The sequence below is a fragment of the Streptomyces sp. JLBT605 genome, assembly GCF_058215555.1.
Map to the genome: position 1 here is coordinate 896,445 of NZ_CM177087.1, position 22,089 is coordinate 918,533.

A 22,089-nucleotide genomic window follows, 5' to 3' on the forward strand; every position below is an offset into this window, starting at 1 on the left:
GGCGGGTGGCGGGATCACTCCTCGCGGAGGGCGATCAGCTGCTCCGCGTGTTCCTGGAGCGACCGGACGCCGATGTCGCCGCGGCTCAGCGCTTCGATGCCCTGTACGGCGGCGGCGAGCGCCTGCACGGTGGTCAGGCAGGGCACGCCGCGGGCGACCGCGGCGGTGCGGATGTCGTAGCCGTCCAGACGGCCGCCGGTGCCGTAGGGGGTGTTGACGATCAGGTCGACCTGGCCCTCGTGGATGAGCTGGACGATGGTCTTCTCACCGTTCGGCCCCGGGCCCTCGCTCTGCTTGCGGACCACGGTGGCGTTGATGCCGTTGCGCCGCAGCACCTCGGCGGTGCCGGAGGTGGCCAGCAGCTCGAAGCCGTGGGTCACCAGCTCGCGGGCCGGGAAGATCATCGAGCGCTTGTCGCGGTTGGCGACCGAGACGAAGGCCCGGCCCTTGGTGGGCAGCGCGCCGTACGCCCCGGCCTGCGACTTGGCGTAGGCGGTGCCGAAGACCGAGTCGATGCCCATGACCTCGCCGGTGGAGCGCATCTCCGGGCCGAGCACGGTGTCCACGCCGGCGCCGGTGCGGTCCCGGAAGCGGGACCAGGGCATCACGGCCTCCTTGACGGAGATCGGCGCGTCCATCGGGAGGGTGCCGCCGTCGCCGGTGGCGGGCAGCAGGCCCTCGGCGCGCAGCTCGGCGATGGTGGCGCCCAGCGAGATGCGGGCGGCGGCCTTGGCCAGCGGCACGGCGGTGGCCTTGGAGGTGAACGGGACGGTGCGGGAGGCGCGCGGGTTGGCCTCCAGCACGTAGAGGATGTCACCGGCCATCGCGAACTGGATGTTGATCAGGCCGCGGACGCCGACGCCCTTGGCGATCGCCTCGGTGGAGGTGCGCAGCCGCTTGATGTCGAAGCCGCCGAGGGTGATCGGGGGCAGCGCGCAGGCGGAGTCGCCGGAGTGGATACCGGCCTCCTCGATGTGCTCCATGACGCCGCCGAGGTAGAGCTCGGTGCCGTCGTAGAGGGCGTCGACGTCGATCTCGATGGCGTCGTCGAGGAAGCGGTCGATGAGGACGGGGTGCTCGGAGATCAGCCCCGCGTGCCGCTCCAGGTACTCGCCCAGCGACGGCTCGTCGTAGACGATCTCCATGCCGCGGCCGCCGAGCACGTAGGACGGGCGGACCATGACCGGGTAGCCGATCTCGGCGGCGATGGTCTTGGCCTCCTCGAAGGAGAAGGCGGTGCCGTACTTCGGGGCGGGCAGGCCGGCGTCGGTGAGGACCTTGCCGAATGCGCCGCGGTCCTCGGCGGCGTGGATGGCCTCCGGCGGGGTGCCGACCACGGCGACGCCGTTGTCCTTGAGCGCCTGGGCCAGGCCCAGCGGCGTCTGGCCGCCGAGCTGGACGACGACGCCGGCGACCGGGCCCGCCTGGGTCTCGGCGTGCACGATCTCCAGGACGTCCTCCAGGGTGAGCGGCTCGAAGTAGAGCCGGTCGGAGGTGTCGTAGTCGGTGGAGACGGTCTCCGGGTTGCAGTTGACCATCACGGTCTCGTAGCCCGCGTCGCTCAGCGCGAAGGAGGCGTGGACGCAGGAGTAGTCGAACTCGATGCCCTGGCCGATGCGGTTGGGGCCGGAGCCGAGGATGATCACGGCCGGCTTCTCGCGCCGGGCGACCTCGGTCTCCTCGTCGTAGGAGGAGTAGAAGTACGGGGTCCGCGCGGCGAACTCGGCGGCGCAGGTGTCGACCGTCTTGTAGACCGGGCGGATGCCGAGGGCGTGCCGGACCTGGCGGACGACCTCCTCGCCCAGGCCGCGGATGCCGGCGATCTGGGCGTCGGAGAAGCCGTGCCGCTTGGCCTCGGCCAGCAGCTCGGGGTCGAGCTCGGCGGCGTCGGCCAGTTCGTCGGCGATCTCCTTGATCAGGAAGAGCTGGTCGACGAACCACGGGTCGATCCTGGTGTGGTCGAAGATCTCCTGCGGGGTGGCGCCGGCCCGGATGGCCTGCATGACGGTGTTGATCCGGCCGTCGGTGGGGACCTGGGCCTTGACCAGCAGTTCCGCCTTGTCGCCCGGCTCGCCGGTGAAGGCGAACTGGCTGCCCTTCTTCTCCAGCGAGCGCAGCGCCTTCTGCAGCGCCTCGGTGAAGTTCCGGCCGATGGCCATGGCCTCGCCGACCGACTTCATGGTCGTGGTGAGGGTGGCGTCCGCGGCCGGGAACTTCTCGAACGCGAAGCGCGGCACCTTGACCACGACGTAGTCGAGGGTGGGCTCGAAGGAGGCCGGGGTCTCGCGGGTGATGTCGTTGGGGATCTCGTCCAGGCTGTAGCCGACGGCAAGCTTGGCCGCGATCTTCGCGATCGGGAAGCCGGTGGCCTTGGAAGCCAGCGCGGAGGAGCGGGAGACGCGCGGGTTCATCTCGATGACGATGACCCGGCCGTCGTCGGGGTTGACCGCGAACTGGATGTTGCAGCCGCCGGTGTCCACGCCGACCTCGCGGATGACGGCGATGCCGATGTCGCGGAGGATCTGGTACTCGCGGTCGGTGAGCGTCATCGCCGGGGCGACGGTGATGGAGTCACCGGTGTGCACGCCCATCGGGTCGAAGTTCTCGATGGAGCAGACGACCACGACGTTGTCGTGCTTGTCGCGCATCAGCTCCAGCTCGTACTCCTTCCAGCCGAGGATGGACTCCTCGAGGAGCACCTCGGTGGTCGGGGAGAGCGTCAGGCCCTGGCCGGCGATGCGGCGCAGCTCCTCCTCGTCGTGGGCGAAGCCGGAGCCGGCGCCGCCCATGGTGAAGGAGGGGCGGACGACGACCGGGTAGCCGCCGAGCGTCTCGACACCCGCGAGGACGTCCTCCATGGAGTGGCAGATGACCGAGCGGGCCGACTCGCCGTGGCCGATCTTGGCGTTGACCGCCTCGACGACCAGCTTGAACTGGTCGCGGTCCTCGCCCTTGTGGATGGCCTCGACGTTGGCGCCGATCAGCTCGACGCCGTAACGGTCCAGGACGCCGTTGTCGTGGAGGGAGATCGCGGTGTTGAGCGCGGTCTGGCCGCCCAGGGTGGGCAGCAGCGCGTCCGGGCGCTCCTTGGCGATGATCTTCTCGACGAACTCCGGGGTGATCGGCTCGACGTAGGTCGCGTCGGCGATCTCCGGGTCGGTCATGATCGTGGCGGGGTTGGAGTTGACCAGGATGACCCGCAGGCCCTCGGCCTTGAGGACCCGGCACGCCTGGGTGCCGGAGTAGTCGAACTCGGCGGCCTGGCCGATGACGATCGGGCCGGAGCCGATGACCAGGACGGACTGGATGTCGGTGCGCTTAGGCACGCTGGCCCTCCATCAGGGAGACGAAGCGGTCGAACAGGTACGCGGCGTCGTGCGGTCCTGCGGCGGCTTCGGGGTGGTACTGGACGCTGAATGCGGGGACGTCGAGGCACTGCAGACCCTCGACCACGTCGTCGTTGAGGCAGACGTGGGAGACCTCGGCGCGCCCGTAGGGGGTGTCGGTGGGGCCGTCGAGCGGGGCGTCGACGGCGAAGCCGTGGTTGTGCGCGGTGATCTCGACCTTGCCGGTGGTGCGGTCCTGCACCGGCTGGTTGATGCCGCGGTGGCCGTACTTGAGCTTGTAGGTGCCGAAGCCCAGCGCGCGGCCGAGGATCTGGTTGCCGAAGCAGATGCCGAAGAGCGGGGTCTTCCGTTCCAGCACGCCTCGCATCACGGAGACCGGGTGGTCGGCGGTGGCCGGGTCACCGGGGCCGTTGGAGAAGAACACACCGTCGGGCTGGACCGCGTACACATCCTCGATGGTCGCGGAGGCCGGCAGCACGTGCACCTCGATGCCGCGCTCGGCCATCCGGCGCGGGGTCATGCCCTTGATGCCGAGGTCGATCGCCGCCACGGTGAACCGCTTGGTGCCGATCGCCGGGACCACGTAGCCCTCGGTGGTGGCGACCTGGCCGCTGAGATCGGCGCCCTTCATCTGCGGGGACGCCTGGACCCTGGCCAGCAGCGCCGCGTCATCGGCGATCGCCGGGCCGGAGAAGATGCCGACCCGCATGGCGCCGCGCTCGCGCAGATGGCGGGTGAGGGCGCGGGTGTCGATGCCGCTGATGCCGACGACGCCCTGGGCGGCCAGCTCATCGTCGAGGGAGCGGCGCGAGCGCCAGTTGGACGGCACCCGGGCGGGGTCGCGGACGACGTAGCCGGAGACCCAGATCCGCTGGGACTCGGGGTCCTCGTCGTTGACGCCGGTGTTGCCGACGTGCGGGGCGGTCATGACGACCACCTGGCGGTGGTAGGAGGGGTCGGTGAGGGTCTCCTGGTAGCCGGTCATGCCGGTGGAGAACACCGCCTCGCCGAAGGTCTCCCCCACGGCCCCGTAGGCACGGCCACGGAAGATGCGACCGTCCTCCAGGACGAGTACGGCGGGGGGCACCGTCGTCCTCTTCGAGGGGCTCCCGAGTTGAGAGGTGGTCATCATGCGCCTTCCTGGTCGTGCCGGCCGGCGACCGCGCTGTCGCCGGTGAAAGAGGTGAGGGCGTCCACCCAGGCCGCGTGCTCGGCGGCGCGGTCGGAGCGGAAGCCGGAGTCGATGAGACGGTCGCCGTGGAGCCAGGTGATCACCAGCAGGCCGTCCTCGGCGAGGACCTTGCCCGCGATGCCCTTGTCCAGCCTGGCGCCGCGCAGCGCCTCGGCGGGGATGTGGAAGTCCTGCGCGCCGGGCCGGACGACGACGATGCCGCCTTGGTCCGTCAGGGTGAGCTCGGCGCGGCTGCGGGTGCCGAGACCGTGCGCGACGATCCGGTCCAGCCACTGCCCGGCGGTGGTGGAGCCGTGGTAGCGGCCGGTCAGCCGCAGCCGGGCGGCGCCGGGTTCGGCGGGGGCCTGCGGCAGCTCGGGCAGGTCGCCCTGGAGCGTCCCGCGCCACTTCCAGCCCTCGCGCATCAGCCAGTAGACGAGGCCGACGAGGAGGGCCAGGCCGACGACCCAGCCGATCCGCGCGGCCCAGTCGGTGACCTGCTGGGACTCCTGTGCCGCCGACAGATGGTTCAAAGGTGTCACGTCAGCTTCCCGTCTACGACCGTGGCCCGGCCCCGCAGGAAGGTGTGCGTCACCCGGCCCGGCAGCTCACGGTCCCGGTAGGGGGTGTTCCGGCTGCGCGAGGCGAACTCCGCGGGGTTCACCACACCACGGTATGCCGGATCGAGCAGGGTGAGGTTGGCGGGCTCCCCGACGGCGATCGGGCGGCCGTGCCCGGAGAGGCGGCCGATCACGGCGGGCCGGAAGGACATCCGGTCGGCGACCTGCGCCCAGTCGATGAGACCGGTGTCGACCATGGTGTGCTGGACCACCGACAGGGCGGTCTCCAGGCCCACCATGCCCATGGCGGCGGCGCCCCACTCGCAGTCCTTGTCCTCGTGCGGGTGCGGTGCGTGGTCGGTGGCGACGCAGTCGATGGTGCCGTCGGCGAGCGCCTCGCGCAGGGCCATCACGTCGGCCTCGGTGCGCAGCGGCGGGTTGACCTTGTAGACCGGGTCGTAGGAGCGGACCAGCTCGTCGGTGAGGAGCAGGTGGTGCGGGGTGACCTCGGCGGTGACGTCCCAGCCCTTGGACTTCGCCCAGCGGACGATCTCGACGGAGCCGGCGGTGGACAGGTGGCAGATGTGCACCCGGGAGCCGACGTGCGCGGCGAGCAGCACGTCGCGGGCGATGATCGACTCCTCGGCGACGGCGGGCCAGCCGGCCAGGCCCAGCTCGGCGGAGACGATGCCCTCGTTCATCTGGGCGCCCTCGGTGAGCCGGGGCTCCTGGGCGTGCTGGGCGATGACGCCGTCGAACGCCTTCACGTACTCCAGGGCCCGGCGCATGATCACGGCGTCGTCGACGCACTTGCCGTCATCGGAGAAGACCCGGACGCCGGCGGCGGACTCGTGCATCGCGCCCAGCTCGGCGAGCTTCTTGCCTTCCAGGCCGACGGTGACCGCGCCGACCGGCTGGACGTCGCAGTAGCCGGACTCCTTGCCGAGCCGCCAGACCTGCTCGACGACGCCGGCGGTGTCGGCGACGGGGAAGGTGTTGGCCATGGCGTGCACGGCGGTGTAGCCGCCGACGGCGGCGGCCTGGGTGCCGGTCAGGACGGTCTCGGAGTCCTCGCGGCCGGGCTCGCGCAGGTGGGTGTGGAGGTCGACCAGGCCGGGCAGCAGGATCCGGCCCCGGGCGTCGATGACGGTGGCGCCCTCGGGGGCGTTGAGGTCCGGTCCGACGGCGACGATGGTCTCGCCGTCGATGAGCACGTCCTGCGGGTCGCCGCCGAGGACCTTCGCGCCACGGAGCAGAGTCTTCACGGTGGTCTCGGACATGGTTACTTGCTCTCCTCGGTGGTCACGGGGGTGGCGGCGGGGGCGGCGGCCGGGGTCTCGGCGGGGCCGTCGAGTACGGCGCCGCCGAGCAGCAGGTACAGCACGGCCATCCGGATGGAGACGCCGTTGGCGACCTGCTCGACGGCGGTGCAGCGCGGGGAGTCGGCGACCTCGGCGGTGATCTCCATGCCGCGGTTCATCGGTCCGGGGTGCATGACGATCGCGTGCTCGGGCATCTTGGCCATCCGCTGGCCGTCCAGGCCGTAGCGGCGGGCGTACTCGCGCTCGGTGGGGAAGAAGGCGGCGTTCATCCGCTCGCGCTGGACGCGGAGCATCATCACCGCGTCGGACTTGGCGAGCACCGCGTCCAGGTCGTAAGAGACCTCGCAGGGCCAGGTCTCGACGCCGATGGGCACCAGGGTGGGCGGGGCGACCAGGGTCACCTCGGCGCCGAGGGTGTTCAGCAGGAGCACGTTGGAGCGGGCGACCCGGCTGTGCAGGACGTCGCCGACGATGGTGATGCGGCGGCCGGACAGGTCGTGGCCGACCCCGCCGGCCAGGTGCCGGCGCATGGTGAAGGCGTCGAGCAGGGCCTGGGTGGGGTGCTCGTGGGTGCCGTCGCCGGCGTTGACCACGGAGCCGCCGATCCAGCCGGAGGTGGCGAGCCGGTGCGGGGCGCCGGAGTCGTGGTGCCGGATGACGACGGCGTCGGCGCCCATCGCCTCCAGGGTCAGCGCGGTGTCCTTCAGGGATTCGCCCTTGGAGACCGAGGAGCCCTTGGCGGAGAAGTTGATGACGTCGGCGGAGAGCCGCTTGGCGGCGGCCTCGAAGGAGATGCGGGTGCGGGTCGAGTCCTCGAAGAAGAGGTTGACGACGGTGCGGCCGCGCAGGGTGGGCAGCTTCTTGATCGGCCGGTCCGCGACCCGGGCCAGCTCCTCGGCGGTGTCGAGGATCAGGACGGCGTCGTCGCGGGTGAGATCGGCGGCCGAGATGAGATGACGCTTCATCCGGTTACTCCGTGTTTGTGGCGGGTGGGCTGGTGTCACCAGCCGGCGGCAGTCCCCTGGGCCCGGCGGCCGGGGTGCGGGCCCCGGCGAAGCCGGGGAAGTGCCCCAGGGGGTGGCAGGCGCGGGCACGGTTCCGGGCGCCCCGGTCCGTGCGGGAGGGGCGCTACTGGTCGCCGGAAGGGGAGGTCTCGCGCAGGCCCAGGAGCACGCTGTCGCGGCCGTCCTCCTCGGTGAGCTGCACCTTGACCGTCTCCCGCAGCGACGTGGGGAGGTTCTTGCCGACGTAGTCGGCGCGGATCGGGAGTTCGCGGTGGCCGCGGTCGACCAGGACCGCGAGCTGGACCGCACGGGGGCGGCCGATGTCGTTCAGCGCGTCGAGCGCGGCGCGGATGGTGCGGCCGGAGAAGAGCACGTCGTCGACGAGGATGACCACGCGGCCTTCGATCCCGTCGGCCGGGATGTCGGTGTGGGCCAGCGCTCGGGCCGGGCGGAGCCGCAGGTCGTCGCGGTACATGGTGATGTCGAGAGATCCGACCGGGATCTCTCGGCCGGTGATCTCCGCCAGCTTGGCGGCCAGCCGCCGGGCGATGAAGACGCCACGGGTGGGGATGCCCAGGAGCACCACGTCCTCGGCGCCCTTGGCGCGCTCGACGATCTCATGGGCGATGCGGGTGAGTACCCGGGCGATGTCCGGGCCCTCCAGGACAGGTCGGGCCGCACTGGCCTGCTCTGCCGCTGCCGCCTGGGCTTGCGTGCTGTTTGCGTCCATACGAAACGGACCTCCTTCTCCGCCTCACGGGACGGACCTTAAAGGACGTCGGAATTGCGCCATTCACAGTAGCAGGGTCAACCTCGAAGGCCGTCATCACCCCTGACGGCGGACGCTGAGGTTCATTCGGCTTGACGAATGGAGATTACGCTGCGTAACCTCACAGTGAGTAACAGCCACGCGGCGGAGCCGCATGATTGATACAGCGTCCGGGGAGCTTTATGTCCAGCGAATACGCCAAACAGCTCGGGGCCAAGCTCCGCGCCATCCGCACCCAGCAGGGCCTCTCCCTCCACGGCGTCGAGGAGAAGTCCCAGGGCCGGTGGAAGGCCGTGGTGGTGGGCTCCTACGAGCGCGGCGACCGTGCCGTGACCGTGCAGCGGCTCGCCGAGCTGGCGGACTTCTACGGCGTTCCGGTGCAGGAACTGCTGCCGGGCACCACGCCTGGAGGGGCCGCCGAGCCGCCGCCGAAGCTGGTGCTGGACCTTGAGCGTCTGGCCCACGTGCCGGCCGAGAAGGCGGGTCCGCTGCAGCGGTATGCGGCGACCATCCAGAGCCAGCGCGGTGATTACAACGGCAAGGTGCTGTCGATCCGGCAGGACGACCTGCGCACGTTGGCCGTGATCTACGACCAGTCGCCCTCGGTACTGACCGAGCAGCTGATCAGCTGGGGCGTGCTCGGCGCGGACGCGCGTCGCGCCGTCCAGCACGAGGACGTCTAGCGTCCACTTCACCCATTTCCACCTGCGGATCCCTTCTGCAGAAACGTGCCGCCGGGGGCGGTGGAACCCTTTCGGGTCCACCGCCCCCGGCGGTTTTCCGTTCCCTGTGGACTACTGCTCGCGGCGCAGTCCCGGCTTCAGCTCCTTGAGCCGGCCCAGAAGGCCGTTGACGAAGGCCGGGGAGTCGTCGGTGGAGAACTCCTTGGCGAGCTGCACCGCCTCGTCGATCACCACCGCGTCCGGGGTCCCGTCCTCCCAGATCAGCTCGTAGGCGCCGAGCCGCAGGAGGTTCCGGTCCACCACCGGCATCCGGTCCAGCGTCCAGCCCACCGCGTAGGTGGCGATCAGCTCGTCGATCCGGGCCGCGTGCTCGGCGTACCCCTCGACCAGCTGCATCGTGTATTCGCTCACCGGTGGCTGGCGGGTGTCGGTCCGGGAGTGCCGGACCCAGTCCGCCAGGACCGTCAGGACGTCGGCACCGCGCTGGTCGCCTTCGAAGAGGATCTGGAAGGCGCGCTTGCGGGCCGTGTTACGGGCAGCCACGGTTAGCTGTTCACCCGGCCGAGGTAGTCGCTGGTGCGAGTGTCGACCTTGATCTTCTCACCGGTGGTGATGAAGAGCGGGACCTGGATCTGGTGACCGGTCTCCAGGATGGCGGGCTTGGTGCCACCGGTGGAGCGGTCGCCCTGGACGCCCGGCTCGGTCTCCTGGATGGTCAGCTCGACGGCGGCCGGCAGCTCGACGAAGAGCACCTCGCCCTCGTGCTGCGCGACGGTGGCGGTGAAGCCCTCGATGAGGAAGTTGGCGGCGTCGCCGACGGCCTTCCGGTCGACCATGAGCTGGTCGTAGGTCTCCATGTCCATGAAGACGAAGTACTCGCCGTCCATGTACGAGAACTGCATGTCGCGCTTGTCGACGGTGGCCGTCTCGACCTTGACGCCGGCGTTGAAGGTCTTGTCGACGACCTTGCCGGAGAGCACGTTCTTGAGCTTGGTGCGCACGAAGGCCGGGCCCTTGCCGGGCTTGACGTGCTGGAACTCGACGACAGACCAGAGCTGGCCGCCTTCGAGCTTGAGCACCAGGCCGTTCTTGAGGTCGTTCGTGGAAGCCACGGTTGAGGAATCTCCTGGACTGACGTGGACGACCCCGGGGCACGCGCTACAGCGCGAGCAGCTCCTTGGTCGTGATGGTGAGTAGCTCTGGTCCGCCGTCCGCCTCGGAGCGCACGACGAGCGTGTCATCGATCCGGACTCCGCCCCGTCCCGGGAGGTGGACCCCCGGTTCGACGGTGACCGACACGCAAGCGTCCAGTTTACCCATGGCTGAGGGGCCAAGCCGAGGGTCCTCGTCGTTTTCCAGGCCGACGCCGTGCCCGGTCCGCGTGCCGCAGCCCGACCCGTAGCCCGCGGCGTCCAGCACATGGCGCGCCGCCCGGTCCACGTCCCGGTAGGCGGCGCCGGGGGTGAGTGCCTCGCGCCCGGCCCGCTGAGCGGCGAAGACCAGCTCGTAGAGCTCGATCTGCCAGTCGGCGGGCGTGGTGCCGACGACGAAGGTGCGGCCGACCTCGCAGCGGTAGCCCCGGTAGCCGGCTCCGAGCCCGATGCACAGGAAATCGCCTTCCTCGACACGCCGGTTGCTGGGGGTGTGGCCGCGCCGGCCGGCGTTCGGCCCGGCGCCGACCACGGTGGGGAAGGCCGGGCCGTCGGCCCCGTGGTCGATCAGCCGGCGCTCCAGCTCCAGCGCCAGATGGCGTTCGGTGCGGCCCACCAGGATCGATTCGAGCAGCTCACCGAGGGCCTGGTCGGCGATCTCCGCGGCGATCCGCAGACAGGAGATCTCCTCCTCGTCCTTGATCATCCGCTGCTGTTCCACGGCCCGTCCCAGGTCGGCCAGGCGCAGCCGGGGGGCGGCCACCCCCAGCGCCCGGTGCCGGGCGACGCTGAGCTGGTGCTCCTCCACCGCCAGCGAGTCCGCCCCGGCGGCCTGGGCCAGGCCGGCCGCGGTGACGGCGGCGTCGGCGTCGGTGTCCTCCGCGCCCAGGGCCATCACCCGCAGCGCCTCGTCGGCGCGCTCGACACCGGGCTCCCCCACCGGCTCCCCGGGGCACACCAGGACGTCCCTGGAATCCGCGGCGGGCCCGACCAGCAGCGCCGCGCCGAGGGGCGCGGCGCCGCTGAGATATCGCACATTCGCGGGGTGGGTGACGAGCGCGGCCTCGACACCCGACACCGCGCACCGCTCACGGAGCAGGGCACGTCGGGTCGCGTACACCTCGGACATGTCCCCGAGGGTACGTAAGCGGAGGCGCGGCGGCCGGTTGAGCGGGGCCGGATGGGCGGTCCTCGGCCAGGGCGGGCGCCCGCGGGGTGCCCCCTCGGCTCGCTCGCTCGCGGTGAACGCGGGCGCCTACCAGGTGGGCGGGCTGGCCAGGGAGCGGGCGACCACGTCGTCCAGCACCCGGGCGGTGGTCTCCACGTCGTAGCCGGAGTTGTCGATGATCGGCAGCCCCGATCCGTACCAGCCGGCCATCCGGCCGTGGATCCGGGCGACCTCCTCGTCACTGAGCCGGCGGTTCCCGCTGCGGGCGGCGTTCCGCTCCAGGACGATCTCCAGGCCGGGGAGGATGACCACCGGCAGCAGCCCGGGCCCCACATGCCGCTTCCAGCCGCCGAGGCCGACCACCGGGCGGTCGGGGAAGACGGCGTCGTCGAGGATGCAGGAGATGCCGTTGGCGAGGAAGTTGCGGGCGGCGAAGCCGCAGGTACGGCGGGCGAGGCGGTACTGCGCCTCGGAGTTGTCGTTCCAGCCGGACTGGGGGTTGGCGAATCCCGAGCGCACCCATTCCCGGACGTCGTCCAGGCTGATGTGCGCGGTCGGGACGCGGCGGCGGTCGGCCCAGTGGCGGGCGACGGTGGTCTTCCCGGCACCGGCCGGCCCGATCAGCAGCACCGCGACGGCCGCCTGGGAGGCATCGGCCACCGGGGCGCCGGCGGCGGGGTGGGGCGGCATCTGCACCGGCCCGCCGGGCGGCAGCTGGACGTGCCCGGTGGCCATCGAGGTGTCGACCGACGGCGCCCCGGTGTGATGGACCGGCGGGACGGCGTGCTGGGCCGGCGGGACGGGGGCCGCGCCCGGCTGGACCGGCGGGACGGCGTGCTGGGCCGGCGGGACGGGCGCCTGCCCGGGCGGCGCCGGCACGGGCTGGGCGGTGGGCGGCGCCGGATGGTGGCTCGCCTCGTGTGGCCAGCCGGCACCGGGTTGCTGCCCGGGCCCGTGGGGCGGTGGCAGCGGGGCTCCCACTGCGTGCTGCATCCGGTGGCACTCCGTCTCGTGCGGGACTTCTACAGGCAGGGTGGGTGCCCGGCCACGGCCGTGGCCGGTCCTGACGAACCGTACCCCCGACCACCTCCGGCGGACTTCCGTCCGGAAGACGCCCCAGGGGCCGCACCCGGCTTCCGGCCGCCTGCCACTGTATACGGCATGGGCCCGGGCGAGCTGAGAGCAGCCCCTCGATGCGGACGGCCGCCGTCAGTCGGACGGTTCGGCGGCCAGGGCGTGCAGCGCCAGCCGGTAGGAGCCGATCCCGAATCCCGCGATGGTGCCGCTGGCGACGGCGGCGATGACGGAGGTGTGGCGGAACTCCTCCCGCGCGTGCGGGTTGGAGATGTGCACCTCGATCAGCGGCGCGGTGCGCTGCGCGGCGGCGTCCCGCATGGCGTACGAGTAGTGCGTGAAGGCACCGGGGTTGATCACGACCGGGATCCGGCCGTCCGCCGCCTCGTGCAGCCAGCGGACGATCTCGCCCTCGTCGTTGGTCTCGCGGACCTCGACCTCCAGGCCGAGCTCCTTGCCGAGCGCGGTGCACTCCTGGACCAGTCCGGCGTAGGACGTGGCGCCGTAGACGTCCGGCTCGCGGCTGCCCAGGCGGCCGAGGTTCGGCCCGTTGAGGACGAGCACCCGCCTCATGCGGAGACCTCCCCGTACGCCGCGAGCAGCACCGCCGGGTCGGGGCCCTCCAGGACGGTCGGCTTGGCCAGCCCGTCCAGGACGATGAAGCGAAGCAGATCGCCGCGCGACTTCTTGTCGACCTTCATGGTCTCCAGCAGCCTGGGCCACTGGTCGCCGCGGTAGGTCAGCGGCAGGCCCACGGAGCCCAGGACGGCGCGGTGCCGGTCGGCGGTGGCGTCGTCCAACCGGCCCGCCAGCCGCCCGAGTTCGGCGGCGAAGACCATGCCGATGGAGACCGCGGCGCCGTGCCGCCACTTGTAGCGCTCGTTCTTCTCGATGGCGTGCGCCAGGGTGTGGCCGTAGTTGAGGATCTCGCGCAGCCCCGACTCCTTGAGGTCGGAGGAGACCACCTCGGCCTTGACCCGGATGGAGCGCTCGATCAGCTCGGCGGTGTGCGGCCCGGCGGGCGTCCGGGCGGCCTCCGGGTCGGCCTCGATCAGATCCAGGATCACCGGGTCGGCGATGAACCCGGCCTTGATGATCTCGGCGAGGCCGCTGACGTACTCGTTGACCGGCAGCGACTCCAGGGCGGCCAGGTCGCACAGCACCCCGGCGGGCGGGTGGAAGGCACCGACGAGGTTCTTGCCCTCGGCGGTGTTGATGCCGGTCTTGCCGCCGACCGCCGCGTCCACCATGGCCAGCACGGTGGTGGGCACGGCGATCCAGCGCACTCCGCGCAGCCAGGTCGCGGCGACGAAGCCGGCGACGTCGGTGGTGGCGCCGCCGCCGACGCCGATGATCACGTCGCTGCGGGTGAAGCCGGTCTGGCCCAGCGCCTTCCAGCAGTAGGCGGCGACCTCGACGGTCTTGGCCTCCTCGGCGTTGGGCAGCTGGATCGCGATGGCCTCGTAGCCCTGCTCGGCGAGGTCCTGACGGACCGCCTCACCGGTCTCGGCCAGCGCCTCCGGGTGCAGCACGGCGACGCGCTTGGCCGCCGTCCCGATAAGACCGGGCAGCTCACCGAGGAGCTGACGGCCGATCAGCACCTCGTACGGGTCCGAGCCCGCGCTCCCGCCGACCTGGACACGGGTGACATCACTCATGCGTTCTTCAGCTCCAGTGCGTCGAGGACGGCTTCGGCGACGTCCTCGGGGGTACGGCCGTCGGTCACGACGACGGCACGGGCCACTTCGGTGTAGAGCGGGCGGCGCTGCTCCATCAGCTCGCGCCAGCGCTGCCGCGGGTTGACCGCCAGCAGCGGGCGCGGGGCGTTGAGGCCGACACGCTTCATCGCCTCGCCGACGCCCACGTCGAGGAAGACGACAGGCAGCCCGGTGAGCAGCTCGCGCGTGCCGGGGTCCAGGATGGCGCCGCCGCCGAGGGCCAGCACGCCCGGGTGGCCGGCGACGGCGGTGCGCACCGCCTCCCGCTCCAGCTCGCGGAAGTACGCCTCGCCCTCGTCGAGGAAGATCTCGGAGATCTCACGGCCCTGGGCGGCGACGATGTCGGCGTCGGTGTCCCGGTAGCCGACCCCGAGACGCGCCGCCAGCAGCTCCCCCACGGTCGACTTGCCGACCCCCATCGGGCCCACCAGGACCGCGACGGGGCCGCTCACCGCGCTCACCGAATGGCCAGGTTGTCGAGGAAGCTCTGTACGTTGCGGCGGGTCTCGGTGACGCTGTCACCGCCGAACTTCTCGGCGACCGCGTCGGCCAGCACCAGCGCCACCATGGCCTCGGCGACGATGCCCGCGGCCGGGACGGCGCACACGTCGGAGCGCTGGTGGTGGGCCTGCGCCGCCTCGCCGGTGGTGACGTCGATGGTGGCCAGCGCGCGCGGGACGGTGGCGATGGGCTTCATCGCGGCCCGCACCCGGAGCAGCTCTCCGGTACTCAGGCCGCCCTCGGTGCCGCCGGCGCGGCCCGAGGAGCGCCGGATCCCGTCCTCGGTGGAGACGATCTCGTCGTGGGCCTTGGAGCCGGGGACGCGGGCGAGGTCGAAGCCGTCACCGACCTCGACGCCCTTGATGGCCTGGATGCCCATCAGCGCGCCGGCCAGCCGGGCGTCCAGCCTCCGGTCCCAGTGCACATGGGAGCCGAGCCCCACCGGCACGCCGTAGGCCAGCACCTCGACCACGCCGCCGAGGGTGTCGCCGTCCTTGTGGGCCTGGTCGATCTCGGCGACCATCGCCTTGCTCGCGTCCGCGTCCAGGCAGCGCACCGGGTCGGCGTCGAGCCGCTCGACGTCGGAGGGCTTGGGGTAGACGCCGTACGGGGCCTTGGCGGCGGCCAGCTCCACCACATGGGAGACGATCTCGATGCCCGCGGTCTCCTTGAGGTAGGAGGCGGCGACCGCGCCCAGGGCGACGCGGGCGGCGGTCTCCCGGGCGCTGGCGCGCTCCAGGATCGGCCGGGCTTCGTCGAATCCGTACTTCTGCATACCGGCCAGGTCGGCGTGGCCGGGGCGCGGGCGGGTCAGCGGGGCGTTCCGCGCCAGCCCGGCGAGGGTCTCCTCGTCGACCGGGTCGGCGGCCATGACCTGCTCCCACTTGGGCCACTCGGTGTTGCCCACCATGATCGCGACGGGGGAGCCGAGGGTGAGGCCGTGCCGGACGCCGCCGAGGAAGGTGACCTCGTCACGCTCGAACTTCATCCGGGCCCCGCGGCCATAGCCGAGCCGTCGCCTGGCAAGGGCGTCCGCCACCATGTCGGTGGTGATCGGCACACCGGCGGGAAGCCCCTCCAGCGTCGCCACCAGTGCGGGGCCGTGCGACTCCCCCGCGGTCAGCCAGCGCAACCTGCTCAACGGTGCTCCTCTTGCTCGCGCCTTACGCGTACGCGGCGCGGCCGGGGTGCGCGGCCCTGGCCCGCCACCTCTGATCCTCCCACGCCCGCGGGACCGCGCCGGACGCGGTCTCAGCTGGTGGACCGGTTGTCCATGGACTGTCGTGCTTGAGGACCCGGGGCGGACAGCCCTAAGCCGCGCGGGCCGCCAGGGCGAGTTCGCCGGCCGCGCGCATCGCCGCGAGCGGCGCGGGCGAGCGGCCGGTCATCTGCTCGACCTGGAGCACGGCCTGGTGCACCAGGAGGTCCAGGCCGCTCACGACGGCGCCGCCGCGGGCCGACCAGGCGGCGGCCAGCGGGGTCGGCCACGGGTCGTAGAGCACGTCGAAGAGCGCGCCCGGGTGGTGCGGGACGTCCCCGGCCAGGCCATCGGTGGCGCCGGCCGGGGTGGTGGCGATGACCAGCGGGGCGGTGAACGCCTGGGCGGCGTCCGCCCAGTCGGCGGTCCGCACCTCCACGCCCAGCCGCTCGCCCCACTGCCGCATCTCGGCCGCGCGGGCGGCGCTGCGGACGTAGGCGGTGACCGGGCCGGCGCAGATCCGGGAGAGCGCGGCGAGCGCGGAGGAGGCGGTGGCGCCGGCGCCGAGGATGGCCGCGCTGTCGACCGTGCGGACTCCGCGTTCACGCAGGGCGGCCACCATGCCGGGGATATCGGTGTTGTCGCCGGTCCGGCGGCCGTCGTCGGTGAAGACGACGGTGTTCACCGCCTCCACGGCCGCCGCGGTGTCGCTGATCTCGTCCAGCAGCGGTATGACCGCCCGCTTCAGCGGCATGGTGAGGGACAGCCCGGCCCACACCCGGGGGTCGAGCCCGGTGATGAAGTCGGGCAGCGCCGCCTCGTCGACGTCGAAGCGGTTGTACGTCCAGTCGGTCAGGCCGAGCTCCGCGTAGGCGGCCCGGTGCAGCACCGGGGAGAGGGAGTGGGCGATCGGCGAACCGAGGACCGCCGCCCGGTGGGTGTACGTCATCTGACCGCTCCCTCAGCCCTTCTTCTGGTTCCTGTACTGGTCGTACAGCTCCTGGAACTCGGCGTAGGTCTTGGTGAACTTCGTCGTCTTGCTGTCCAGCGAGATGAAGTAGTACCAGCCGTCGTGGGTGGGGTTCTGGACGGCTTCCAGGGCCTCCGCGCCGGGGTTGCCGATCGGTCCCGGCGGCAGCCCCTTGTAGAAGTACGTGTTGTACGGGTGATCGTAGTTCTTGATCTCGTCCAGGCCGATGTCGGTCTTGCTCTGGTTCTTGATGTAGTTGTACGTCGAGTCGAACTGGAGCTTGCCGAAGGTCTGGGAGTTGTCGGGCTTGAGGCGGTTGTAGACCACCTCGGCCATCTTCCGGTACTCGTCGTGGGTGACGCCCTCGGCCTGCACCAGGCTGGCGACGGTGACCAGTTGCAGCGGCGAGTCCAGACCCAGCTCCTTGGCCTTGGCGTCCAGGTCGTACTTCGCGTACTTGGCGTTGGCGGTCTTCACCATCTCGCGCAGCACGTCGGCCGGCTTGGCGTTCTTGCCGACGCTGTAGCGGGACGGGTAGAGGAAGCCCTCCAGCGGATCGTTTATCTGCGGGTTGTCGTCGGCCCAGTCGGGCAGTCCGAGGTTCTTGGCCTCGCGCTTGGCGACGCCCGCGGTGGTGCCCGCCTTGAGCCCGATCTTCTCGTCGATCGCGGCGTAGACCTGCGCGTTGCGCATTCCTTCGTGGATGATCAGGGCGTTCATGCTGGCCCCGCCGGTCATCATCTCCACGGCCGCCGCGGCGGACATCTCGCGGTGCAGGGTGTAGGAGCCCGGCTGGATGGACTTGCCGCTCGCGTTGACGGCGTCGACGAAGGCGGCGCTCGACTTCACCACGCCCTCGCGCTGGAGGATGTTGCCGATCTCGGACCCGGGCGCGGCAGGCGGGATCTCGACCTGGACCTCGCCGAAGCCCTCGCCCGCGTAGTCGGCGGGCGTGCCGAAGTGGTCCTGCCAGAACTGGTAGCCGAAGTAGCCGCCGCCACCGATGAGGCCGACCAGCACCACGGCCACGATCAGGCAGGCCAGACCGCTGCGGCGCTTGGGTTTGTTGTTGCGGCGCTCGCGGCCGCCGCGGCCGGGCTCCTCCGGCTCGTCGTAGCCGTCGGGGTCCTCGTCCAGGGCCAGTGGCCTAAGGGCGCCGGAGGGCCGCTCGGCCTCGGGCGCCTCGGGCTCGGCGGCCACGGCGTGGGCCGTGCCCGGCTCGGCCGCCGCGGCCGGTGCCGGGTGGGCCTCCGGCCCGGTGGCCGCCATGGCGGCCTGGTGCGCCGGGTCGGCGTAGCCGTCCGCCGGCCCGCCCTGGGAGTGGTGACGCGCGTAGGGCGGCTCGGGCGGCGGGTAGGCGTCCGGGGTGGCGTAGAAGTCCGGCTGGCCTCCGGTGTACGGGTCGGTGGGCCGTCCGTACGGGTCGGCGGGGTCCAGGCCGCCGTAGCCGGGGTCCCAGCCCGCGCCGCCGTCGCCGTAGTGCGCCTGGGCGGCCTGCCCGTGCGGCATGCCGTCGCCGTACGGTGCCTGCGGCTGCTGCGCGTACCCGGCCTGCTCGCCGGTCCACTGCTGGTGGTCCTGCTGCTGGTGCTGGTGCGGGTATTCCTGCTGGTAGGGGTCGGGGTGTCCCTGGCTGCCGTAAGGATCCTGCAGCGGGTGCCGGCCGGTCTGGTACCCGGCCGCCGACTGCGGATAGGGCTGCTGGGCGAGCGGGTCGTGGGCGTACGGCTCGTGACCGGCCCCGGCCTGCTGCCCGTCCCATGCCTGGCCTCCGTAGAGCCCCTCCTGCCCGAAGTCGGGCGAGGAGGGGGAATCCCCGGGATGCCACGGTTGGGAGCCGGAGCCCCGGCCATACTCAGTCATCGATCCCCTAGTGCCGCGAGGCGGCAGCCGGGGTGCGTGCGTTCGTGGGCGCGGGCGGTGCGGCTGCCTTGGACGCGCGGAACGTTACCGTATCGCGATCAGATGACCACTTCGACGCCCTCGCCGGGCGGCTCGCCGGACACCCGTTCGGTCTCCAGGGCGTTCTGCAGGATCACCACCGCGGCCGCCTGATCGATCGAGGCCCGGCCCTTCTTGGCGCTGACGCCGGAAGCCCGCATTCCCTGCGTCGCCGTGACGGTCGTCATACGCTCGTCCACCAGCCGCACCGGAACGGGCGCCACCCGTTTGGCCAGGGCCTGGGCGAAGGCGCGGACCTTGGCCGCGGCCGGGCCCTCCCGCCCGCTGAGCGAGCGGGGCAGCCCGACCACCACCTCGATGGGCTCGTACTCCTCGACGATCGCCGTCAGCCGCCGCTGGGCGGCCGGGACGTCACGTCCCGGCACGGTCTCCACGGGGGTGGCGAGGATCCCGTCGGGGTCGCACGAGGCGACCCCGATCCGGGCGTCCCCGACGTCGACGGCGATCCGCCTGCCGCGTCGCCAGCTCATGCCTGCTCGGCCACCAGGCGCTCGACGGCCTCGATGGCCTCGCCGACGGCCTGCGGGTTCTGGCCGCCGCCCTGGGCGACGTCCGGCTTGCCGCCGCCACCGCCGCCGAGCGTCTTGGCGGCGGTGCGGACCAGGTCACCGGCCTTGAGACCGCGTGTCCGGGCGGCCTCGTTGGTGGCGATGACCGTCAGCGGGCGGCCGTTGGCCGTGGTGAACAGGGCGACGACGGCCGGCCGGTCGCCGGCCCCCGACATTTGATCCAGTCGGCCGCGGACGTCGAGGACCAGCTTGCGCAGGTCGTCGGCGCCGGTGCCGTCCGGCACCTGGCCGGTGACCAGGGCCACGCCGCGGACGTCCTTGGCGCCCTCGGCGAGTCCGGCGGCCGCGGCCAGCACCTTCTCGGCCCGGAACTTCTCGATCTCCTTCTCGGCGTCCTTGAGCTTGGCGAGCATGGCGGCGACGCGGTCGGGCAGCTCCTCGGGACGGCCCTTGACCAGCTCGGTGAGCTGGGCGACGACCGTGTGCTCCTTGGCCAGGAAGTTGTAGGCGTCCACGCCGACCAGGGCCTCGATGCGGCGCACCCCGGAGCCGATCGACGACTCGCCGAGCAGCTTCACCAGGCCCAGCTGGGCGGTGTTGTTGACGTGCGTGCCGCCGCACAGCTCCTTGGAGAAGTCGCCGATGGTGACCACCCGGACGCGCTCGCCGTACTTCTCGCCGAACTCGGCGATGGCGCCCTGCTTCTTGGCGTCGTCCAGGCTCATGACCTCGGCCTCGACGTCCAGTTCGCGGGAGAGCACCTCGTTGATCTTCTGCTCGACGTCGGTGAGGACCGTGCCGGGCACGGCGCTCGGCGAGCCGAAGTCGAAGCGGAAGCGGCCGGGCGAGTTCTCCGAACCGGCCTGGGCGGCGGTCGGGCCGAGCGCGTCGCGCAGCGCCTGGTGGGTCAGGTGGGTGGCGCTGTGGGCGCGGGCGATGGCCCGGCGGCGGCCGGCGTCGATGGCGGCGTAGGCGGAGGAGCCCACGGTCACCTCGCCGACCTGCACGACGCCCTTGTGGACGTGCACGCCCGGGACGGGCTTCTGGACGTCGCGGATCTCGATCACGGCACCGGAGTCGAGCTTGATCCGGCCGGTGTCGCCGATCTGGCCGCCGCCCTCGGCGTAGAAGGGGGTGCGGTCCAGGATGACCTCGACCTCGTCGCCCTCGCTGGCGGCCGGAGAGGGGAGACCGTCGACGAGCAGGCCGACGACGGTCGACTCGCCCTCGGTGAGGGCGTAGCCGGTGAAGTCGGTGGCGCCGGACCGGTCGGCGACCTCGCGGTAGGCGGAGAGGTCGGCGTGGCCGGTCTTCTTGGCCTTGGCGTCGGCCTTGGCCCGCTCCCGCTGCTCCTTCATCAGGCGGCGGAAGCCGTCCTCGTCCACGGACAGGCCCTGCTCGGCGGCCATCTCCAGGGTGAGGTCGATCGGGAAGCCCCAGGTGTCGTGGAGCAGGAACGCCTTGTCGCCGGCGAGCACCGTGCCGCCGGTGGCCTTGGTCTCGGTGACGGCGGTGTCGAGGATGTTGGTGCCGGCCTTGAGGGTCTTGAGGAAGGCGGCCTCCTCGGCGAGCGCGACGGTCTCGATGCGCTTGCGGTCGGTGATCAGCTCCGGGTACTGCTCGCCCATGGTGGAGATGACGGTGTCGACCAGGGTGCCGACCACCGGCTCGGTGGCGCCCAGCAGACGCATGTTGCGGATGGCGCGGCGCATGATGCGGCGCAGCACATAGCCGCGGCCCTCGTTGCCGGGGGTGACGCCGTCGCCGATGAGCATCACGGAGGTGCGGATGTGGTCGGCGACCACGCGCAGCGAGACGTCGGAGGCGTCCTCGGCGCCGTACCGGACACCGGTGAGCTCGGTGGCCTTGTCCATGACGACGCGCAGGGTGTCGGTCTCGTACATGTTCCGCACGCCTTGGAGGATCATCGCGAGGCGTTCGAGGCCGAGACCGGTGTCGATGTTCTTGCTGGGCAGGTCGCCCAGGATCGGGAAGTCCTCCTTGCCGGAGCCCGCACCGCGCTCGTACTGCATGAAGACCAGGTTCCAGATCTCCACGTACCGCTCGTCGTTGACCGCCGGGCCGCCCTCTTCGCCGAACTCGGGGCCGCGGTCGTAGTTGATCTCGGAGCAGGGTCCGCAGGGGCCGGGGACGCCCATGGACCAGAAGTTGGGGCCCATCCCCAGGCGCTGGATGCGCTCGGCGGGCACGCCGATGACGTCACGCCAGATGCGCTCGGCCTCGTCGTCCTCCTGGTAGACGGTGATCCACAGCTTCTCCGGCTCCAGGCCGTATCCGCCGTCGGCGACCGGGGTGGTCAGCAGCTCCCAGGCGAGCTTGATGGCGCCTTCTTTGAAGTAGTCGCCGAAGGAGAAGTTGCCGCACATCTGGAAGAACGTGCCGTGCCGGGTGGTCTTGCCGACCTCTTCGATGTCCGGCGTACGCACGCACTTCTGGACGCTGGTGGCGCGCGGGAAGGGCGGCTTGACCTCGCCGAGGAAGTACGGCTTGAAGGGGACCATGCCCGCGGGGACCAGGAGCAGCGTCGGGTCGTCCGCGATGAGCGACGCCGACGGCACGACGGTGTGCCCGCGCTCTTCGAAGAAGCGCAGCCAGCGGCGGCGGATTTCAGCCGACTCCATCAGTGGTCCTCTTTTCCGGTGGTGCGGTGGTGGGTGGGATAGGTCTGGGAGAGCCGGCCGCGGCCACGCGGGCCGGGCAGCTCAGGAGTCCGCGGGCCGGGGGCGGGCGGTGCGCTCAGCCCCAGGGCGTCCCGGAGTGCCGCCTCGCGGTCGGCCATGCCCTCACGGACGTCGAGCGCGAAGAGCTTGACCCGCCGGCCCGCCAGCACCGCGCGGTCGGCGGCCTGGGCCGCCAGACTCTCCGGGGTGAGCTGGTTGAGCTTGCGGTTGACCTTGGTGGTGGCCCAGACGCCGGCTGCGACGCCGGTGCTGAACCAGAAGGTGCGGCGGAACATCCGAC

At 71.8% G+C, this 22,089-nt stretch carries 20 protein-coding genes; 1 reads left to right on the top strand and 19 read right to left on the bottom strand.

Features of this window, described 5'->3' with window-relative positions:
- Positions 1-14 precede the first annotated feature (14 nt).
- The 6 genes from carB to pyrR form a co-directional block, all read right to left on the bottom strand.
- Entirely contained in the window at positions 15-3,326 is a 3,312-nt protein-coding gene (carB, locus tag AC4BDD_RS04180) for a carbamoyl-phosphate synthase large subunit (RefSeq protein ID WP_490689603.1), read from the bottom strand.
- Positions 3,319-4,476 (bottom strand): glutamine-hydrolyzing carbamoyl-phosphate synthase small subunit, encoded by a 1,158-nt coding sequence (carA, locus tag AC4BDD_RS04185; RefSeq protein ID WP_490691654.1) that lies wholly within the window; start codon positions 4,474-4,476, stop codon positions 3,319-3,321. The genes carB and carA overlap by 8 nt, the downstream gene beginning before the upstream one ends.
- The gene (locus AC4BDD_RS04190) at positions 4,476-5,060 is read right to left on the bottom strand and encodes a PH-like domain-containing protein (protein ID WP_490689604.1); all 585 of its coding nucleotides are present in this window, start codon (positions 5,058-5,060) and stop codon (positions 4,476-4,478) included. The genes carA and AC4BDD_RS04190 overlap by 1 nt, the downstream gene beginning before the upstream one ends.
- Positions 5,057-6,358: a dihydroorotase gene (locus AC4BDD_RS04195; RefSeq protein ID WP_490689605.1), complete on the bottom strand. Its 1,302-nt coding sequence runs from the start codon at positions 6,356-6,358 to the stop codon at positions 5,057-5,059. Before AC4BDD_RS04195 ends, AC4BDD_RS04190 begins: the two co-directional genes overlap by 4 nt.
- A gap of 2 nt (positions 6,359-6,360) precedes the next feature.
- Positions 6,361-7,365, bottom strand: a complete 1,005-nt coding sequence (locus AC4BDD_RS04200) for an aspartate carbamoyltransferase catalytic subunit (RefSeq protein WP_490689606.1) — start codon at positions 7,363-7,365, stop codon at positions 6,361-6,363.
- Between the two features lie 163 nt (positions 7,366-7,528).
- Entirely contained in the window at positions 7,529-8,134 is a 606-nt protein-coding gene (pyrR, locus tag AC4BDD_RS04205) for a bifunctional pyr operon transcriptional regulator/uracil phosphoribosyltransferase PyrR (RefSeq protein WP_490689607.1), read from the bottom strand.
- Positions 8,135-8,355: 221 nt separating this feature from the next.
- Between pyrR and bldD the strand changes: the two genes are divergently transcribed.
- Positions 8,356-8,856, top strand: coding sequence for a transcriptional regulator BldD (gene bldD, locus AC4BDD_RS04210; RefSeq protein ID WP_135337455.1), 501 nt, complete (start codon positions 8,356-8,358; stop codon positions 8,854-8,856).
- Positions 8,857-8,967: 111 nt separating this feature from the next.
- Here bldD and nusB read toward each other — a convergent pair whose 3' ends face one another.
- From nusB to AC4BDD_RS04275, 13 genes are all read right to left on the bottom strand, one after another.
- Positions 8,968-9,399: a transcription antitermination factor NusB gene (gene nusB / locus AC4BDD_RS04215; RefSeq protein WP_490689608.1), complete on the bottom strand. Its 432-nt coding sequence runs from the start codon at positions 9,397-9,399 to the stop codon at positions 8,968-8,970.
- 2 nt (positions 9,400-9,401) lie between these two features.
- Positions 9,402-9,968, bottom strand: coding sequence for an elongation factor P (efp, locus tag AC4BDD_RS04220; protein WP_352389971.1), 567 nt, complete (start codon positions 9,966-9,968; stop codon positions 9,402-9,404).
- Between the two features lie 46 nt (positions 9,969-10,014).
- A complete protein-coding gene (locus AC4BDD_RS04225) occupies positions 10,015-11,136 on the bottom strand; it encodes an aminopeptidase P family protein (protein ID WP_490689609.1) in 1,122 nt (373 codons plus the stop codon).
- Between the two features lie 126 nt (positions 11,137-11,262).
- Positions 11,263-12,168 (bottom strand): Pro-rich N-terminal domain-containing protein, encoded by a 906-nt coding sequence (locus tag AC4BDD_RS04230; RefSeq protein WP_490689610.1) that lies wholly within the window; start codon positions 12,166-12,168, stop codon positions 11,263-11,265.
- Between the two features lie 216 nt (positions 12,169-12,384).
- Positions 12,385-12,822, bottom strand: coding sequence for a type II 3-dehydroquinate dehydratase (gene aroQ / locus AC4BDD_RS04235; protein ID WP_490689611.1), 438 nt, complete (start codon positions 12,820-12,822; stop codon positions 12,385-12,387).
- Complete coding sequence (gene aroB, locus AC4BDD_RS04240) at positions 12,819-13,907, bottom strand: 3-dehydroquinate synthase (RefSeq protein WP_490689612.1); 1,089 nt, start codon at positions 13,905-13,907, stop codon at positions 12,819-12,821. Before aroB ends, aroQ begins: the two co-directional genes overlap by 4 nt.
- Positions 13,904-14,428, bottom strand: a complete 525-nt coding sequence (locus AC4BDD_RS04245) for a shikimate kinase (protein ID WP_490689613.1) — start codon at positions 14,426-14,428, stop codon at positions 13,904-13,906. Before AC4BDD_RS04245 ends, aroB begins: the two co-directional genes overlap by 4 nt.
- Entirely contained in the window at positions 14,425-15,609 is a 1,185-nt protein-coding gene (aroC, locus tag AC4BDD_RS04250; RefSeq protein ID WP_490689614.1) for a chorismate synthase, read from the bottom strand. Before aroC ends, AC4BDD_RS04245 begins: the two co-directional genes overlap by 4 nt.
- 169 nt (positions 15,610-15,778) lie before the next feature.
- Positions 15,779-16,615, bottom strand: a complete 837-nt coding sequence (locus AC4BDD_RS04255) for a shikimate dehydrogenase (protein ID WP_490689615.1) — start codon at positions 16,613-16,615, stop codon at positions 15,779-15,781.
- A gap of 12 nt (positions 16,616-16,627) precedes the next feature.
- The gene (mltG, locus tag AC4BDD_RS04260) at positions 16,628-18,499 is read right to left on the bottom strand and encodes an endolytic transglycosylase MltG (protein ID WP_490689616.1); all 1,872 of its coding nucleotides are present in this window, start codon (positions 18,497-18,499) and stop codon (positions 16,628-16,630) included.
- A gap of 98 nt (positions 18,500-18,597) precedes the next feature.
- The gene (gene ruvX, locus AC4BDD_RS04265) at positions 18,598-19,068 is read right to left on the bottom strand and encodes a Holliday junction resolvase RuvX (protein ID WP_490689617.1); all 471 of its coding nucleotides are present in this window, start codon (positions 19,066-19,068) and stop codon (positions 18,598-18,600) included.
- Complete coding sequence (gene alaS / locus AC4BDD_RS04270) at positions 19,065-21,749, bottom strand: alanine--tRNA ligase (RefSeq protein WP_490689618.1); 2,685 nt, start codon at positions 21,747-21,749, stop codon at positions 19,065-19,067. The genes ruvX and alaS overlap by 4 nt, the downstream gene beginning before the upstream one ends.
- A complete protein-coding gene (locus AC4BDD_RS04275; protein WP_490689619.1) occupies positions 21,749-22,084 on the bottom strand; it encodes a DUF6167 family protein in 336 nt (111 codons plus the stop codon). Before AC4BDD_RS04275 ends, alaS begins: the two co-directional genes overlap by 1 nt.
- Positions 22,085-22,089 lie beyond the last annotated feature (5 nt).